We start from the raw sequence: 17,194 nt of genomic DNA, 5'->3' as shown, positions 1-17,194 counted from the left end.
GCTGTACGTACGTGCAGTGCGTACGGTGACCCTTTCGGGCCGTCAGCGGGCGAGATATTCGGCGACTATTCGGCCGATCGTCCGCTGCGGTTCCGGGTGCATCATTCCGTCGTGGTCGGATTCGATGCGGTGGTGCGAGATCCGGCCGCCGATATAGGGCGTCCATTCCGCGATGGTGGGTGAATGTTCGTCCGTGCCGAGTGCGGCCGACAGGAAGAGCACGTCTCCGCCGAAGCGGTCAGGGGTGAATTCGGCGCTGAGGATCGCGTGGTTGCGGATGATCCGCAGCAGCCGGCCCAGCTGGTCCTCGTCGAGTCCGGCGAGCGGGTTGGCGTCCCGTCGGAAGAGCTCCAGGACCTCGGCGAGCTGCGGTGCGCCGTCGGCGAAGGACTCCGCGTCGTATCCGCAGTACCCCAGCATGGTGGTGAGCAGGGCCTGGTCGTCCGGGATGCCGTCGGGCTCGGGACCCGGGTAGGCGTCGAGATTCACCAGGACCGCGACGTCGTGTCCGAGTTCCTCGAGCCGGGTTGCGGCCGCGTGCGCCAGCAGCCCGCCGAAAGACCAACCAATTAGATAGTACGGCCCACTTGGCTGGATTTCCAGGATTCTGCTCACGTATTTTTGAGCAATCTCCTTGATTGACGACGGAAGCGGTGCTTCCGTGACGATTCCGGACGTCTGGAATCCATAGACCGGGAAATCCTCGGGCAGGTGTTCGGCCAGTCCCATATAGGGCCAGCTGAGTCCGACGCCGCCGTGCATGAAGAACAGCGGGGGACGGGTTCCCTCGGGCCGTATCCGCAGCAGCGGGTCGAACGCCTCGGTGAGCAGCCTGGGCCGGCGCGAGCCGGCCCCGGAGGGCTCCAGGAGGGCGATCTCGGCGGCGCGTTCGGCCAGGGCGCGCAGGGCGCGGAACCAGCCGTCGGCGAGCGTACGGACCTCGCTGTCCGCCAGCACCTCGCCGGCCCAGGTCCAGTTGGCGACCAGCACCGGGCCGTCGGGGCCCTCCTCGACCAGGGCGTCGACCTCGGCGGTGTGCCCGAGCGGCATGCCCTTGGCCGTGGCGGCGAACGCCTCGGCGGACTCCGGGGCCGCGGCCCAGCCGCCGCCGTAGGACTCCAGGCCGGCGAACCGGCCCAGGTAGTTGAACCCGAGCTGCGGGTTCACCGGGGGCAGCGGGGAGGGTTCGTCGATCAGATGGCGCAGGACGCCGTGGCCGAGGCCGTGGTCGGGGAGCGCGGCGAGCTGTTCGCGCATCTCCTTGACGGTCTGCTCGGGCGCCAGTCCCCCGGCCCGCAGGAGCACGGGATGGGTGGCGGTGAACCAGCCGACCGTACGGGACAGGTCGACGCCGGCGTGCAGCTGTTCGCGGCCGTGGGTCTCGACCTCGACCAGCAGCGGGCCGCCGTACCAGTCGGCGACCGCGAGGTCGAGGGCGCCGAGGAGGACGTCGTTGATCTCGGAGTGGAAGGAGCTGGGCCCGTGTTCCAGGAGGGGTCCGGTGACGTCCGCCGGGAGTTCCAGGCGCAGGGTGCGGGCGGTGGCGTACGTGTCGCGGACGGGGTCCAGGGCGCGGGCGCCGATCAGGGGCTCCTCGCGGGTCACCAGCTGCTGCCAGTACGGCAGTTCGTCGGTGCGGGCGGCCGCCTGTTCGTGCAGCAGCCCCGACCAGTGCCGCAGGGAGGTGCCGACGGGGTCGAGCCCGGCGTCGGGTGTCTCGTACGCGGTCAGCAGGTCCGGGAGCAGGATGCGCCAGGACACGCCGTCGACGACGAGGTGGTGGAGCATCACGATCAGCCGGCCGGGGTGTTCGGGCCCGCGGTCGATCCACACCGCCTGCAGCACGCTCCCGTCGTGCGGGGCGAGCCGGTCGCGCGCCGCCTGCGACTGGGCGGCGACGGCCCGCCGCAGCAGGGCCTCGTCCCGGTACGCGGCGTGCGTGGCGTCCACCCGGGTGAGGAGGGCGCCGGCCGGTGTCGCCCCAGGGGTGGCGACGACCAGCCGGCGCCCGCGGTGACCCTGCCCGGTCACCCGCATGCGCAGGGCGTCGTGGTGGTCCACGAGCCGGCGCAGCGCGGCGTCGAGCCGGTCGGGCCGGAGGTCCGCGGGGGTGGTGAGGACGACGGACTGGTTGAAGCCGTCGACCGGTCCGCCCTCCTCGAACAGCCGCCGCATGACGGGCAGCGGGTCGAACTCGCCGGTCCCGTCGTCGGTGCCGACGATCTCGACGGGCTCCGCGTCCCCGGCGGCCACCGCGAGCGCGGCGACCGTCTTGTGCGTGAAGACGTCGGCCGCGGTGACCCGCAGCCCCGCCCGGCGGGCGGCGGCGACGACCTCGATCGAGCGGATGCTGTCGCCGCCCAGGTCGAAGAAGCTGTCGTCGACGGACACCTCGGGCAGCCCGAGGACGATGGCGAAGATCTCGCCCAGCGCCCGCTCGGCGTCCGTGCGCGGCGCCCGCCCGGGGGCGGCCGGTACGGCGGTGAGGTCGGGGGCGGGCAGCGCGGCCCGGTCGACCTTGCCGTTGGGCGTCAGCGGCAGCGCGTCGAGGGTGACGCACATGCTGGGGATCATGTAGTCGGGCAGGATCCCGGCCAGTCCCCCGCGCGGGTCGTCGTGCTCGCCGATGAGGTAGCCGACGAGGCGGCCCTGGTGGACGGCCGCGGCGGCGTCGGTGACCCCGGCCAGGGTGCGCAGGGCGGTCTCGACCTCGCCGAGCTCGATGCGGTGGCCGCGGACCTTGACCTGGTGGTCGGTGCGCTCCAGGAACTCCAGCTGGCCGTCCAGCCGCTGCCGTACGAGGTCGCCCGTGCGGTACATCCTGGTCCCCGGGGTGGTGGCGAACGGGTCGGGGAGGAAGGTGAACGACGTCTTGCGCGGGTCGTCCAGATAGCCGCGGCCCACGCCGGTGCCGGCGACGTACAGCTCGCCGGGGGTGCCGGGCGGGACGGGGCGCAGGTGGGAGTCCAGCACGTACAGCCGGGTGTTGCGGACGGGGTGGCCGATGGGGGCGCGGCCGGCCAGTTCGGTGCGCGGGGTGATGACGGCGTGGGTGACGTCGTCCGAGCACTCCGTCGGGCCGTACGCGTTGACCAGCGGGATCCCCGGCTCCAGCCGGCCCCAGACGGCGGCCAGGTCGGCGGGGAGGGCCTCGCCGGTGACCATGAGGGAGCGCAGTCCGGCCAGGGAGGGGCGGGGCATGCCCGACTGCCAGGCGTCGACGGCGGCGCGCAGGAGGGAGGGGACGACCTCGAGGACGGTGACGCCGTCGGTGCCGACGCGGCCGAAGAGCTCCTGGGGGTCGGCGGCCGTGTCGCGGTCGACGACGACCAGGGAGCCGCCGGTGATCAGCGGGGACAGCATCTGCCAGACGGAGATGTCGAACGTGACGGGCGCGTTGTGGACGACCACGTCCGCCGGCGTCATCTCCAGGTCGCCGACCTTGGCCAGGAGGTGGTTGACCATGCCGGCGCGGTGCACCATGGCCCCCTTGGGGCGGCCGGTGGAGCCGGACGTGAAGATCACGTACGCCAGGTCGTCGGGGTGGCCGGCGACCGGCGCCCAGTCGTCCTCGCCGGCGCCGTCCCAGGTGACGGGCCAGGGGGCGCTCGTGGCCAGGTCCAGCACCTCCTCGGCGACGGGCTCGCGGCCGGGGCCGATGTACAGGACGTCGGGCTTGCTGTCGTCCAGCAGGCCGGCGGTACGGGCCCGGGGCGCGCGCAGGTCGAGGGGCACCCACGCGGCGCCGGCGCCGAGCACGCCGAGGATGCCGGTGACGAACGGGATGCCGGGCTCGCACAGCATCGCGACGCGGGAGCCGGGACCGACGCCCGCGGAGGTGAGCCGGCGCGTCAGGGCGGAGGCCTGACCGGCGAGTTCGCCGTAGGTGACGGAGCCGTCGGGGTCGGTCACGGCGACCTTGCCGGGGGTGTCGGCGGCCCAGGCACGGACCCGCTCGACGACGCCCGTGTACACGTCCTCGACCTCGGTCGACCCCCAGCCCTCGAGCACGGCCGCCAGCTCCACGGGCAGCAGCACGTCGAACTCGGTGACCGGCCGGTCGGGTTCGGCCACGAGCATGCCGAGCAGGTGGGTCAGACGCTCGGCGACGGCCTGCGCGGACGACTGCCCGTACAGGTCGCGGCTGTACTCGAGGACGGCGTCGATGCCGTTCGGGGTGCCGTCGGCCGTGCGCCGCTCGAAGAGCTCGAACGCCAGGTCCGACTTGGCGGTTCCGGTGCCGATGAGCAGCGGCTCCGACTCCAGCCCGGCCAGCGTCACGACGCTCTCCGGGGTGTTGTGCAGCGTGATCATCGTCTGGAACAGCGGCGGCCTCGCGAGGGAACGGCTCGGCGCCAGCTCGTCGACCAGGACTTCGAACGGCAGGTCCTGATTCGCGTACGCGGCCAGATCCGTCGTCCGCACCCGCTCCAGCAGCTCACGGAACGTGGGCCGCCCGGAGAGATCCGTGCGCAGCACCAGGGTGTTGACGAACAGCCCCACCAGCCCGTCCAGCGCCGGATCGGTCCGCCCCGCGACGGGAGCGCCGAGGGGGATGTCGTCACCGGCGCCGAGCCGCGACAGCAGGGTGGCCAGGGCCGCCTGGAGCACCATGAACGTGCTCACGCCCTGCGCCCGCCCGATCGCCGCGACGGCGGCGTGCAGTTCGGCGTCGATCCGGAACTCCACCTCACCGCCCGCGTGCCCCGGCACGGCCGGCCGGGCGTGGTCGGTGGGCAGCTCCAGCTCCTCGGGGATCCCGGCCAGGGCCTCGCGCCAGTACGCGAGCTGCTGCTCGGACACGTCCTCGAGGAGGTCCCGCTGCCACAGCGTGTAGTCCGCGTACTGCACGGGAAGCGGCACCCACCCGGGCTCCGCCCCGGCCAGCCGCGCCTCGTACGCCGCCGCCAGGTCGGCGCCCAGGGGGCCGACGGACCAGCCGTCGGAGGCGATGTGGTGGACGACCAGCAGCAGCACGTGCTCCTCGCCGGACACCCGGAACAGCTCCGTCCACAGCGGTAGTTCCGTCGCCAGGTCGAAGATGCGGCGCGCGCAGACCCGTACGGAATCCGCGTCCAGGTCGGACACCGGCAGCTCGATGCGTACGTCTTCCGCCGGGACGACCTCCTGCCGGGGCCGCCCGTCGGTGTCCGGATAGCGGGTGCGCAGCGCCTCGTGCCGTACGACGACGTCCCGAATCGCCGCCTGCAGCGCGGCGATGTCCAGGGAGCCCTTCAGCCGGACGGCCACGGGGATGTTGTACGCGGGGTTGCCGGCCTCCAGCTGCGCCAGGAACCACAGGCGCCGCTGGGCCGGCGACAGCGGCATGACCTCGGGGCGTACGGCCGGGACGGGCGCCGTACGCGCCTCCCCGGCGTTCGCCGCGAGCACCGCCAGCTCGGCGGGGCTCGGCGACTCGAAGACGGCACGCACCGGCAGATCCGCGCCGAGGGCCGCCCTGATGCGCCCCGTGAGCCGGGTGGCGAGCAGGGAGTGGCCGCCGAGCTCGAAGAACGAGTCGTCCGGTCCCGCCGGCCCCGGCAGCCCCAGCACCTCGGCGAACACCTCGCACAGCAGCTGCTCCTGCGGCGTGCGCGGCGCCCGCGCGGCCGGGGCCGGACCCTGGGCGGGGGCGGGCAGCAGCTTGCGGTCCACCTTGCCGTTCGCGGTGAGCGGCAGGGCGTCCATAGCCACGTACAGCGCCGGGACCATGTGCGCCGGCAGCGACTCGGCGAGGTGGACGCGCAGGGCCGCGGGGGCGGCCGTACCGACCGTGTACGCGACGAGCTGGGTGCCGCCCGGCAGGTCCTCACGGGCCAGGACGGTCGCCTGGGAGACCTCGGGGTGCGCGGCCAGCGCGGACTCGATCTCGCCGAGTTCGATGCGGAAGCCGCGGATCTTGACCTGGTGGTCGGCGCGCCCGATGTACTCGATCTGCCCGTCGGCGCCCCACCGCACGACGTCACCGGTGCGGTACATGCGGCTGCCGTCCGGCCCGAACGGGTCGGGGACGAAGCGCGTCGACGTCAGCTCGGGCCGCCCGTGGTAGCCGCGGGCCACACCGTCGCCGGCGATGTACAGCTCGCCGATCGCGCCGGCCGGGGCCGGGCGCAGGGCGTCGTCGAGGATGTAGACCTGGGTGTTGGCGATGGGCCGGCCGATGGGCGGTACGCCCGGGCGGGTGCCGTCGAGGGTGGCGGCGGTGGACCAGATGGTCGTCTCGGTGGGCCCGTAGACGTTGGTGACCTCACGGCACGCGGCACGCAGCGCGTCGGCCAGGGGCTCGCCGACGGCCTCGCCGCCGATCAGGACGCGCAGGCCGGCCAGGGACTCCGGCTGCTCGGTGACCAGGGCGTGCCACAGGGTGGGCGTGGCCTGCATGACGGTCGCCCGGCTGCCGGTGATCAGGGCGGCGAGGGCGGCAGGGTCGCGGACTGTGTCGCGTTCGGCGAGGACCAGTTCCGCGCCGGTGAGCAGCGGGACGAAGATCTCCAGGTTGGAGATGTCGAACCCGAAGGTCGTCACCGACAGGAAGCGGTCGTCGCCGTCGATCCGGAACCGCTCGGCCATGTCGTGCACCAGGTTGATCAGCGCGCCCTGCGGTACGACGACGCCTTTGGGGCGGCCCGTCGAGCCGGACGTGTAGATCGTGTACGCGGTGTCGCGCGGGTCCGGCGCGGCGGTGGTCGCCGGGCCGGTGGGCCGGGTGGCCGGGCCGGTGGCGGTGTCGAGCATGAGGTGCGGGCGCTCGGTGACGACGGGCAGCGCCGAGGCGACGCCGGTGGTGGTGAGGACCAGGGCGGGGTCGGAGTCGTCGAGCATGTAGCCGATGCGGTCCGCCGGGTAGTCCGGGTCGAGCGGCAGGTACGCGGCGCCGGTCTTGACCACGGCGAGCGTCGACACGATCAGGTCCGTCGAGCGGGGCAGGGCGATCGCGACGAGGCCGCCGGGACCGACGCCGTGCGCGACGAGCTCGTGCGCGAGCCGGTCGGCGCGGGCGTGCAGCGCGGCGAACGTCAGCCGGTCGTCGCCGCACCGCAGCGCGGGCGCGTCGGGGTTCGCGGCGGCGCGGGCGTCGAGCTGCTCGCGGAGGGGGTGGCGGGGGTAGTCGCGGGCGGTGTCGTTGTACGTGCCCAGCAGCGTGGTGCGTTCGGCGCCGGTGAGCAGGTCCAGCTGGGCGAGGGGCCGTTCGGCGTTCGCCGGCAGCTTGGCCAGCAGGCCCAGGACTCGGGCGGCCAGGACCTCCGCCTGGTCGGCGGTGACCAGGTCCGGGGCGTAGTCCAGGCGCAGGGTCAGCTCGGTGCCGGGCAGGACGAGCAGGGCGAGCGGGTAGTGCGTGGCGTCGCGGCCCTGGACGCCGGTGACGCGCAGGCCGGGGACGGCGTCGCGCAGGGCGTCGGGGTCCAGCGGATAGTTCTCGAAGATCATCACGGTGTCGAAGAGCTCACCGTGCCCCGCGTCCTGCTGGATGCGCGACAGACCCAGGTGCTGGTGGGGCAGCAGCGCGGTGTGCTGCTCCTGCGCAGCGCCGATGACCTCGGCGAGGGTGCTGCGGGCGTCCGTCCGCAGGCGTACGGGCAGGGTGTTGATGAACAGGCCGATCATCGACTCGACGCCCGGCAGCTGCGGCGGCCGGCCGGAGGCGGTGGTGCCGAAGACCAGGTCGTCGCGGCCGGTGAGGGCGCCGAGGACCACGGCCCAGACGCCCTGCAGCACGCTGGACAGGGTGACGCCGTTGCCGCGCGCCCAGTCGGTGAGCGCGGCGGTTTCGGCGGCGTTCAGCTTCGCGACGTGCTGCTCGGGCAGGACGGGGCCGCGCCCCGGCGGGGCGGGGACGAGGCGCGTGGGCTCGTCGAGGCCGGCCAGGAGGTCCTGGTAGGCGGTGGCGGCGGCCTCGTCGTCCTGGGCGGAGAGCCAGGTGAGGTAGCTCTTGTACGAGGTGACGGCGGGCAGCGCCGCGGTGTCGCCCCCGGCGGCGTACGCCGTGAACAGCTCCGCCAGCAGCACCGGCATCGACCAGCCGTCGAGCAGGATGTGGTGGCACGTCATCAGGAACCGGTGCCGGTCCGCCCCGGTGCGGACCAGGGTGAAGCGGATCAGCGGCGGCCGGCCGACGTCGAACGGCTCGTCGCGGTCCCGGTCGGTGAGGGCGCCGAGTTCGGCGGCGCTCGCCTCCAGCTCGCGCCAGGCGAGCGGGACGGCGCGCGGGATCAGCTGGACGGGCTGCCCGTTCTTGCGGTAGCGGAAGCCCGCCCGCAGGTTCGGGTGCCGGTCCATCAGCCCGCCCGCGGCCCGCTTCAGGGCGGCCTTGTCGAGCGGTCCCTCGAGGTCGAGGACGAGCTGGACGGTGTAGACGTCGCGCTCCCGCCGGTCGTACACGGCATGGAACAGCAGTCCCTCCTGCAGGGGGGTCAGCGGCAGTACGTCGCTGAGTCCTCCACCCTGTTTACGGGATCTGGTGGTGCTCGTACTCATTCCTCGTTCCCCCATTCGTCTGCGAAGTCCAGCTCGAACTCGTCGATCTCGTCCTGTGCCAGGTCCTCGACGAGCTGCAGGTCCGAGGGCGTGAAGCCCCCGGCGTCGGGGCGGGTGGCGTGGCGGGCCAGGTTCTCCAGGGCGGTGAACCAGCCGTGTGCGATGTGCTCGGCGTCGGCGTCCGCGATCGCGCCGGGCGCCCAGGCCCAGTCGGCGACCAGGCAGGGGCCGTCGGGGCGGTCCTCGGTACGGGCGTTGAGGCCGAGCGTGTGCGGGAGGGGCATGCCGGGGTCGGTGCCGGCGGCGACCTCGAGGGACTCGGCGGTCAGCTGCCAGTCGCCGGGCTCCGGGAGGGGCATCCGGCCGAGGTAGTTGAAGCCGAGCTGCGGGGCGGGGTGTGCGGCCAGGACCGCGGCGGACCCGGGGTCCAGGCGGCGCAGGAGGCCGTGGCCGATGCCGTGGCCGGGGAGGCGGCGCAGCTGTTCCTTGATCTCCTTGAGCGCCTGGCCGAGGGCGGGGCCGCCGGCGTGGATGTCGTCCCAGTCGCACTGTCCGGCGTCGAGCCGTACGGGGTGGGTGCTGGTGAACCAGCCGACGGTACGGGACAGATCGACGCCCGGGACGACGGGCTCGCGGCCGTGGCCCTCGAGCTCGACGAGCACGTCCTGCGGTTCGCCACGCCCGCGCCGCCAGTCGGCGACGGCCAGGGTGTAGGCGGTGAGCAGCACGTCGTTGATCTCGGCGTGGAAGGCGGCCGGGACGGTCGTCAGCAGCTCGGCGGTGATGTCGGCCGGGAGGTCCAGGCGCAGGTGGTGCGCGGCGGCGGCGGTGTCGCGCGCCGGGTCGAGCGGGCGGGCGCCGAGCGGGGTGTCGCCGCGGTCGGCGGTCTCCTGCCACAGCGCCAGTTCGGCGCGGCGGCTGTCGGTGGCGGCCTCCTCGTTCAGCAGGCGGGCCCACTGGCGGAAGGAGGTGCCGACGGGCAGCAGGGCATCGCCCGGCCGCTCGTACGCCTGCACGAGGTCGGGGAGGAGGATGCGCCAGGAGACGCCGTCCACGACCAGGTGGTGCAGGGTGAGCAGCAGCTTCCCGGCGGCCTCGAACCAGACGGCGCGCATGACCCGGCCCTCGCGGGGCGCGAGTTGTCCGGCCTCGGTACGGGCGGTCTCCACCACGTCCGCGTCGGATGCGGCGACCCGCAGCACGTCCGACGCCCGGACGCTCCCGGGCTCCCGGATGCCGTCGCCGCTCCACCGCAGCACGTCGTGGTGGTCGATCACCGTCTGCAGCGCGGCGGTCAGCCGCTCGTACGACGCACCGTCCGGCGTCCGCACGACGGCCGCCTGGTGGAAGCCGTCCGTCGGCCCCTGGATCGCGTCGAACCACGCGGTGATGGGCGTCGCGGCCACCGGCCCCGTCCCGTCACCGACGCCGACGACCTCCGCCGCGCCGCCGGCCTCCGCGACCAGCGCGAGCCCCTGCGGGGTGCGGTGGACGAAGACGTCCTGCGCGGTGATCGTCAGCCCGGCCTCGCGGGCCTTGCCGACCAGCTGGATGGAGCTGATGCTGTCGCCGCCCAGGTCGAAGAAGCTGGCGTCGGCGCCGGCCTGCTCCAGGCCCAGGATCTCGGCGAACGCGGCGCAGAACACGGCCTCCCGCTCGTTCGCGGGCGCCTGACCGGACGCCACGACCGAGTAGTCCGGCTCGGGCAGGGCCCGCTTGTCGAGCTTGCCATTGCCGGTGAGCGGCAGCGCGTCCAGCTGGACGACGGCGCTCGGCACCATGTGCTCGGGCAGCTCGCCCGTCAGCCGGGCACGTACCTCGCGGACGTCGAGCCGGGCGCCGGTGGAGACGACGTACGCGACCAGGCGCTTGTCCCCCGGCCGGTCCTCCCGCACGATCACCGCCGCACCGGTGAGGTCCTCGCGGGCCAGCAGCACGCCCTCGATCTCACCGGGCTCGATCCGGAACCCGCGCAGCTTCACCTGGTCGTCGACCCGCCCGATGTAGTCCAGGCTCCCGTCGTCGTTCCACCGCACCAGGTCCCCGGAGCGGTACATCCGCCCCCCGGGCCCGGCGGCGAACGGGTCGGCGACAAAGCGCTCCGCCGTCAGACCGGGCCGGCGCAGATACCCCCGCGCCAGCTGCGCCCCGCCGATGTACAGCTCGCCGGTGACCCCCGGAGGCACCGGGCGCAGCCACTTGTCCAGCACGTACAGCCGGGTGTTGTGCAGCGGGAAGCCGATCGACGGCTTCACCGCCCCCGACAGCGGCTCGCTGATGCTGGCGCAGACGGTGGCCTCGGTCGGCCCGTACGCGTTGCGCATCACGCGGTCCCTCGAGAAACGCTCGACCAGCTCCGGCGGGCACGCCTCGCCGGCCACGACCAGCTGGACGCCCGGGGGCATCGGCCGGTCAGCGGGCCAGGCGGACAGCACCGTCGGCGGGACGCACACCATGGTCGTACCGGTGCGCTCGACCAGGTCCGCCAGGGGCTCGCCCGGGCCGCGGTCCTCCGCCGTGCACAGGATCATCGTCGCGCCGGAGAGCAGCCCGATGGACAGCTCCCAGGTGGCGGCGTCGAAGCTGTACGAGGCGAACTGCAGCCAGCGGGTGGCGGGCCCGATGCCCATCCGGGGCCCCTGGTCGGCGGTCATCACGGCGACCGTCCGGTGCTCGACGACCACGCCCTTGGGGCGGCCCGTGGAGCCGGAGGTGTAGATGACGTACGCGGCGTCGCGCACCGTCAGCGGTCCCGTGCGGTCCTCGTCGGTGAGCGGCCGGCCGGGGCGGGCGTCGATGGCGGCGCGCACCCAGGGGTCGTCGAGCAGCATCCGCCGGACCGGGGAGTCGCCGAGGCCGGCGGACTCCGCGGTCATGGTCAGGGCGAGCGCGGGGCGCGCGTCCTCGATCATGTACGCGATGCGGTCGGCCGGGTAGGCGGCGTCGATCGGCAGATACGCGGCGCCCGCCTTCTGCACGGCGAGCATCGCGACGACCATCGACGGCGAACGCGGCAGCAGCAGCGCCACGATGTCGCCGGGGCCGGTGCCGCGCGCGGCCAGCTCGTGCGCGAGGCGGTTGGCGCGGGCGTCGAGTTCCGCGTACGAGATGACCTGGTCGCCGAAGACCAGCGCCGGATGGCCGGGCTGGCGGGCGGCGCGGGCCGCGTACAGCTCGTGCACCGGGGCGATCTCGACGTCCCGCGTCGGTCCGGCCCACTCGCCGAGGATGCGCTCCGACTCGGCGGGCAGCAGCGTGTCGAGCCCGGCCAGGCGCCGGTCGGGGGCGCCGACCAGGGTGCGCAGCAGGTGGGTGAAGCGGTCGGCGAAGGACCGGGCGGTCGCGGCGCCGAACAGGTCGGTGCTGTACTCCAGGACCGCGTCGATGCCGCCGTTGCCCTGACGCTCCGTCAGCTCGAAGACCAGGTCCACCTTGGCGGTGTTCGTACGGACCGGCACGACCTCGACGGCCAGGCCCGGGAGGGCGAGGTCGGCGGTGGTGTTGTTCTGCAGGACGAGCATGGTCTGGAAGAGCGGCCGGCGCGACAGCGAACGGCTCGGTGCCACCGCGTCGACCAGGGCCTCGAACGGCAGGTCCTGATTCACGTACGCAGCCAGGTCGGCGGCCTTCACCCGGACCAGGAGCTCGCGGAACGTGGGGTCGCCGGACAGGTCGGTGCGCAGCACCAGGGTGTTGACGAAGAAGCCGACCAGATCGTCCAGCGCCTCGTCGGTGCGCCCGGCGACGGGCGTGCCGAGGGGGATGTCGTCCCCGGCGCCCAGGCTGGACAGCAGCGTGGCGAGGGCGGCCTGGAGCACCATGAACGTGCTGGCGCCCTGGGCCCGGGCGAGCGCGGTGACGGCGGCGTGCAGGTCGCCGTCGATGGTGAAGCCGACCGTGTCGCCGGCGTGGGTGGGCAGCGCCGGCCGGACGTGGTCGGCGGGCAGCTCCAGCTCCTCCGGGATGCTGGCGAGGGTCTCGCGCCAGTGGGCGAGCTGGTCGTCGGCGACGGCGTCGAGCAGGTCGCGCTGCCAGAGGGTGTAGTCCGCGTACTGCACGGGCAGCGGCGTCCACGCGGGGGCGGCGCCGGTCAGGCGGGCCGCGTAGGCGGTCGCGAAGTCGCGGGCCAGCGGGACGATGGACCAGCCGTCGGACGCGATGTGGTGCAGGACGAGGAGCAGGACGTGCTCGTCGTCGGCGATGCGGAAGAGCTCGGCGCGCAGCGGCAGTTCGGCCCCGAGGTCGAAGCTGCGGACGGCCGCGGCGGTCAGTGCCCCGGTGAGGGCGTCGGGGTCGATGGGCGTGCAGGGCAGGTCGACGCGTGCCTCGTCCGCCGCGAGGATCCGCTGGCGGGCCTTGCCACCGGCGTCGGGGAAGACGGTACGCAGGGACTCGTGGCGGGCGATGACGTCGCCCAGTGCCGTGCGCAGGGCGTCGGCGTCCAGGGCGCCGGACAGGCGGACGGCGAAGGGGAGGTGGTAGGTGGCGGCGCCGTTCTCCAGCTGGTTGAGGACCCACATGCGCTGCTGGGCCGGGGACAGCGGGAGCTCCGCCGGGCGTTCGGCGCCGGGGCTCAGGACGGGGCGGGTGGTGCCGGTGTCGTCGAAGCCCAGGCTCGCGGACAGGGCGGCCACCGTCGACGCCTGGAAGAAGACGCGGATGGACACCTCGGCGCCCAGCCGGGCGCGGACCCGGGCGGCGACCTTGGTGGCCAGCAGGGAGTGGCCGCCGAGGTCGAAGAAGTCGTCGTCGATGCCCACGGCCGGCAGGCCCAGGACCTCGGCGAAGACCTCGCAGAGGACCCGCTCCCGCTCGTTGCGCGGCGGGGTCAGCCCGGTCGCGGCGTCGGCTGGGTCGGGCTCCGGGAGGGCGGCGCGGTCGATCTTGCCGTTGGCGGTCAGGGGCAGGGCGTCCAGGGTGAGGAACGCCGACGGGATCATGTAGTCGGGGAGGGTGGCGGCCAGGTTCGTACGGGGGTTGTCGTTGGCGCCGATGAGGTAGCCGACGAGGCGGCCCTGGTGGACGGCCGCGGCGGCGTCGGTGACCCCGGTCAGGGTGCGCAGGGCGGCCTCGACCTCGCCGAGCTCGATGCGGTGACCTCGGATCTTGACCTGGTGGTCGGTGCGCTCCAGGAACTCCAGCTGGCCGTCGGCGCGTTGGCGGACGCGGTCGCCGGTGCGGTACATCCGGCTGCCGGGGACCGTGGCGAAGGGGTCGGGGAGGAAGGTGACGGAGGTCTTGCGGGCGTCGTCGAGGTAACCCCGGCCGACGCCGGTGCCGGCCACGTACAGCTCGCCGGGGGTGCCGGGGGCCACGGGGCGCAGGCGGGCGTCCAGGACGTACAGGCGGGTGTTGCGGACCGGTTCGCCGATGGGGGTGCGGCCGGTCAGGTCGGTCTGCGGGGTGATGACGGCGTGGGTGACGTCGTCGGAGCACTCCGTCGGGCCGTACGCGTTGACCAGCGGGATGTCCGGGTTGAGGGCCAGCCATTCGCGGGCCAGGTCGGGGGGCAGGGCTTCGCCGGTGACCAGCAGGCGGGTGAGGGGGGTGAGGTCGGGGCGGTCGAGGCCGGCGTGCCAGGCGTCGACGGCGGCGCGCAGGAGGGAGGGGACGACCTCGAGGACGGTGACGCCGTCGGGGGCGACGCGGCCGAGGAGGTCCTGGGGGTCGGCGGCGGTGTCGCGGTCGACGACGATGAGGGAGCCGCCGGTGATCAGGGGGGAGAGCATCTGCCAGACGGAGATGTCGAACGTGACGGGCGCGTTGTGGACGACGACGTCCCGGTCGGTCAGGTCGAGGTCGGCGACCTTCGCCAGGAGGTGGTTGACCATGCCGGCGCGGTGCACCATGGCGCCCTTGGGGCGGCCGGTGGAGCCGGACGTGAAGATCACGTACGCCAGATCGTCCGCCCGCCCCTCGAGCGGCGACCACTGCGCCTCGCGCGCCCCGTTCCAGCCGATGACGGCGGGGGAGGCGGCGGAGGCGGCGAGCACGTCACCGGCCGCGGCCTGCTGCCCGGGGCCCACGTACAGGGCGTCCGGGCGGCTGTCGTCCAGCAGCGCGGCGGTACGGGCGCGCGGGGCTCGGACGTCGAGCGGCACCCACGCGGCGCCGGCGCCGAGCACGCCGAGGATGCCGGTGACGAACGGGATGCCGGGCTCGCACAGCATCGCGACGCGCGAGCCGGGACCGACGCCCGCGGCCGTCAGCCGACGGGTCAGCGCGGAGGCCTGACCGGCCAGTTCGCCGTACGAGACGGACCCGCCGGGATCGCGGACGGCGGCCTTGTCGGGGTTGGCCACGGCCCACATGCGGAACCGCTCGACGACGCCGGTGTACACGTCCTCGACGACGGTGGCGCTCCACTGCTCGCGGGCGTGCTCCAGCTCGGCCGGGAGCAGCATGTCCAGCTGGTCGACGGTGGCGTCGGGGCCGGCGTCGGCGAGGGTGCGCAGCCACTCGAAGAGGCGGAGCTGGTGCAGTTCCAGCTCCTCCTGCGTGTAGCGCGTCGGGTTGGCGTCCAGGCGGACCGCGTAACCGTCCTCGGCGGAGTCGAGGTAGATGATCTGCATGTCCTCGACGGGACCGGTCGACAGGTTGTGCAGCAGACCGGAGCACTCGCCGTAGGTGTAGTCGAAGCCGGACTCCAGGACATTGACGGTCGGGCCCAGCGAGCGGCCCGCGTCCCCGGTGAAGCCCAGGTCGCGGCGGATGCGGTCGCCCCGGTAGTTCTGGTGGCGCAGGGTGGCGCGCAGCTCGCCGAAGCAGTCGCGCAGGAAGTCGTGCACGGAGATGCCGGGAGCGATCCGTACCGGATGCGGCACGAAGTTCGCGCGCATGCCGGGCACCGCGCGGGCGGCGGGGGTGGGGCGGGCCGGGACGGCGAGGGTGAGCAGCGCCCGGTCGACGCCGGCGGCGCGCTGCACGTACGCGCCGGTCGCGGCGATGAGGAGGGTCTGCCAGGTGACGCGGGCGTCCCAGGCCAGGGCGCGCAGCTTCGCCACCGTGGCGGCGGGCAGGGTGGCCTCGACGCGCAGGGAGTGGTGGGCGGGGGTGCCGGGGCGCGGGGAGAGGCTGACGGGCTCGGGGGTGTCCGCGTACCGGGCGCGCCAGAACGCCTGCTCCTTGGCGTGCTTGGCGGTCTTCTCGAACTCCGCCTCGTCCTCGGCGAGGGTGCGCGGCTCCGGGAAGGACGGCGGGGAGTCCGGGTCGGCGTACAGCTCGGCCAGCCGCTCGTACACCAGGACGCGGCTGAAGCCGTCCACGACGATGTGGTTGACGCGGATGTAGAGCAGGCGGTGGTCCGGGCCGAGCCGCAGCAGCACCGAACGCAGGGTGCCGGCGGTGAGGTCGGGCGGGTCGAGCAGGTCCAGGCGCATGAAGGCGTCGGCGGCCCGGTACGGCTCGTCCTCGGCGGACAGGTCGACGGTCTCGACGGGGTACGCCTCGACGGGGAGGAGTTCCTGGCGCGGCTCGCCCTCGTGCTCGGTGAACCGGGCGCGCAGGGTGCCGGCCTCCCGCATCACGCCCTGCCAGGCGGTGACGAGCCGGGCCTCGTCGAGGGGGCCGCGGAGCTCCAGGAAGTCGCCCATGGTGAAGATCGGGTTGCCCGGGTCGGCCTGCTGCCCGTACCACATCTCGCGCTGCGCGGCGCTGAGCGGCAACTGCTGTGCGGAGAGCATCGTGATCATGACTGCAGTGCTCCAGAGGGGAAGTCGGTCAGTTCCGCGAAGGCGGTGGGCTCGTCGTGCACCTCGGACCCGAACACCTCGTGCACCCAGCTCGGGTGGTAGACGGTGTCGAGGTAGCGCTCGCCGAGGTCGGGCGCGAGGGCGACGGCCGTGAGGTCGCGGCCGGGACGGTTCTCGGCGAGCCAGCGCACGGCGCCGCTCACGACCGTTCCGGTGGACCCGCCGAAGAGGAAGCCGCCGCGGGCCAGGGTGCGGCAGGTGCGGACGGTGTCGACCTCGGGCACGTGGACGACGTCGTCGATGAACGAGGTGTCCAGCAGCGCCGGCCGTACCCCGGTGCCCAGCCCGGGGATCATGCGGGTGCCCGGGGGGCCGCCGAAGGTGACCGAGCCGACGCTGTCGACGGCGACGACGGTCACCTTGCGGGGCTGGTCCTTGAAGTAGCGGGCGCAGCCCATCAGGGTGCCGGTGGTGCCGGCGCCGACGAACAGCAGCTCCAGACCGGGGAACTGCTTCTCGATCTGCGGGGCGGTGGTGCGGTAGTGCGCCCGCCAGTTGTCCGGGTTGGCGTGCTGGTTGAGCCAGATGTAGCCGGGGCCGCGCGCCAGCAGCTCCTGCACGTACGCCAGCCGCGCGGCGAGGAACCCGCCTTCGGCGGCGGGCTCCTTCACCATGTGGACCTCGCTGCCCAGGGACTCGATGACCTTGCGGGTGGCGAGGTTGGTGCGCGGGTCGATGACGCAGATGAAGCGGTAGCCCTTGGCGGCGGCGATCACGCTGAGCGCGACTCCGAGATTCCCGGAAGAGGATTCCACGATGGTGGAGTTACGGGTGAGCGCGCCGCTGTTCTCGGCCGCCTCGATCATGCTGGCGGCGGCCTTGAGTTTGATGGAACCGGCGAAATTGAAACCCTCGCATTTGAGGTGCAGCGGATATCCGTACATCTCGCGGAGATCCACATAAAGATCTTCGGTGTTGAATTGATGCGGAGCCGATATGACCGGCATGGATCCCCCAGAAGGACTTTG

The 17,194-nt window shown here is 73.6% G+C and carries 3 protein-coding genes; all 3 read right to left on the bottom strand.

Annotation, left to right across the window (positions count from 1 at the left end; genetic code table 11):
* Positions 1-42 precede the first annotated feature (42 nt).
* The 3 genes from SRB5_RS26990 to sbnA are packed head-to-tail and all read right to left on the bottom strand — an operon-like array spanning position 43 to position 17,173.
* On the bottom strand, positions 43-8,475 hold the full coding sequence (locus SRB5_RS26990) for a non-ribosomal peptide synthetase (RefSeq protein WP_194293044.1): 8,433 nt from the start codon (positions 8,473-8,475) through the stop codon (positions 43-45).
* Positions 8,472-16,166 carry a non-ribosomal peptide synthetase gene (locus SRB5_RS26985; RefSeq protein WP_153456043.1) on the bottom strand — a complete coding sequence of 2,565 codons (7,695 nt, stop codon included), beginning with the start codon at positions 16,164-16,166 and terminating at the stop codon, positions 8,472-8,474. The genes SRB5_RS26990 and SRB5_RS26985 overlap by 4 nt, the downstream gene beginning before the upstream one ends.
* The gene (gene sbnA / locus SRB5_RS26980) at positions 16,163-17,173 is read right to left on the bottom strand and encodes a 2,3-diaminopropionate biosynthesis protein SbnA (protein WP_153456042.1); all 1,011 of its coding nucleotides are present in this window, start codon (positions 17,171-17,173) and stop codon (positions 16,163-16,165) included. The genes SRB5_RS26985 and sbnA overlap by 4 nt, the downstream gene beginning before the upstream one ends.
* Positions 17,174-17,194: the final 21 nt, after the last annotated feature.

The organism is Streptomyces smaragdinus, from assembly GCF_009604385.1.
Taxonomy (GTDB): domain Bacteria; phylum Actinomycetota; class Actinomycetes; order Streptomycetales; family Streptomycetaceae; genus Streptomyces; species Streptomyces smaragdinus.
Note: the sequence above shows the minus strand (reverse complement) of the source record. Positions and strands in the feature narration are given on the sequence as shown.

Bases quoted from the DNA above. Each gene is read 5' to 3' on its own strand.
- SRB5_RS26990 (WP_194293044.1), bottom strand. From the start codon at position 8,475: ATGAGTACGAGCACCACCAGATCCCGTAAACAGGGTGGAGGACTCAGC.
- SRB5_RS26985 (WP_153456043.1), bottom strand. From the start codon at position 16,166: ATGATCACGATGCTCTCCGCACAGCAGTTGCCGCTCAGCGCCGCGCAG.
- sbnA (WP_153456042.1), bottom strand. From the start codon at position 17,173: ATGCCGGTCATATCGGCTCCGCATCAATTCAACACCGAAGATCTTTAT.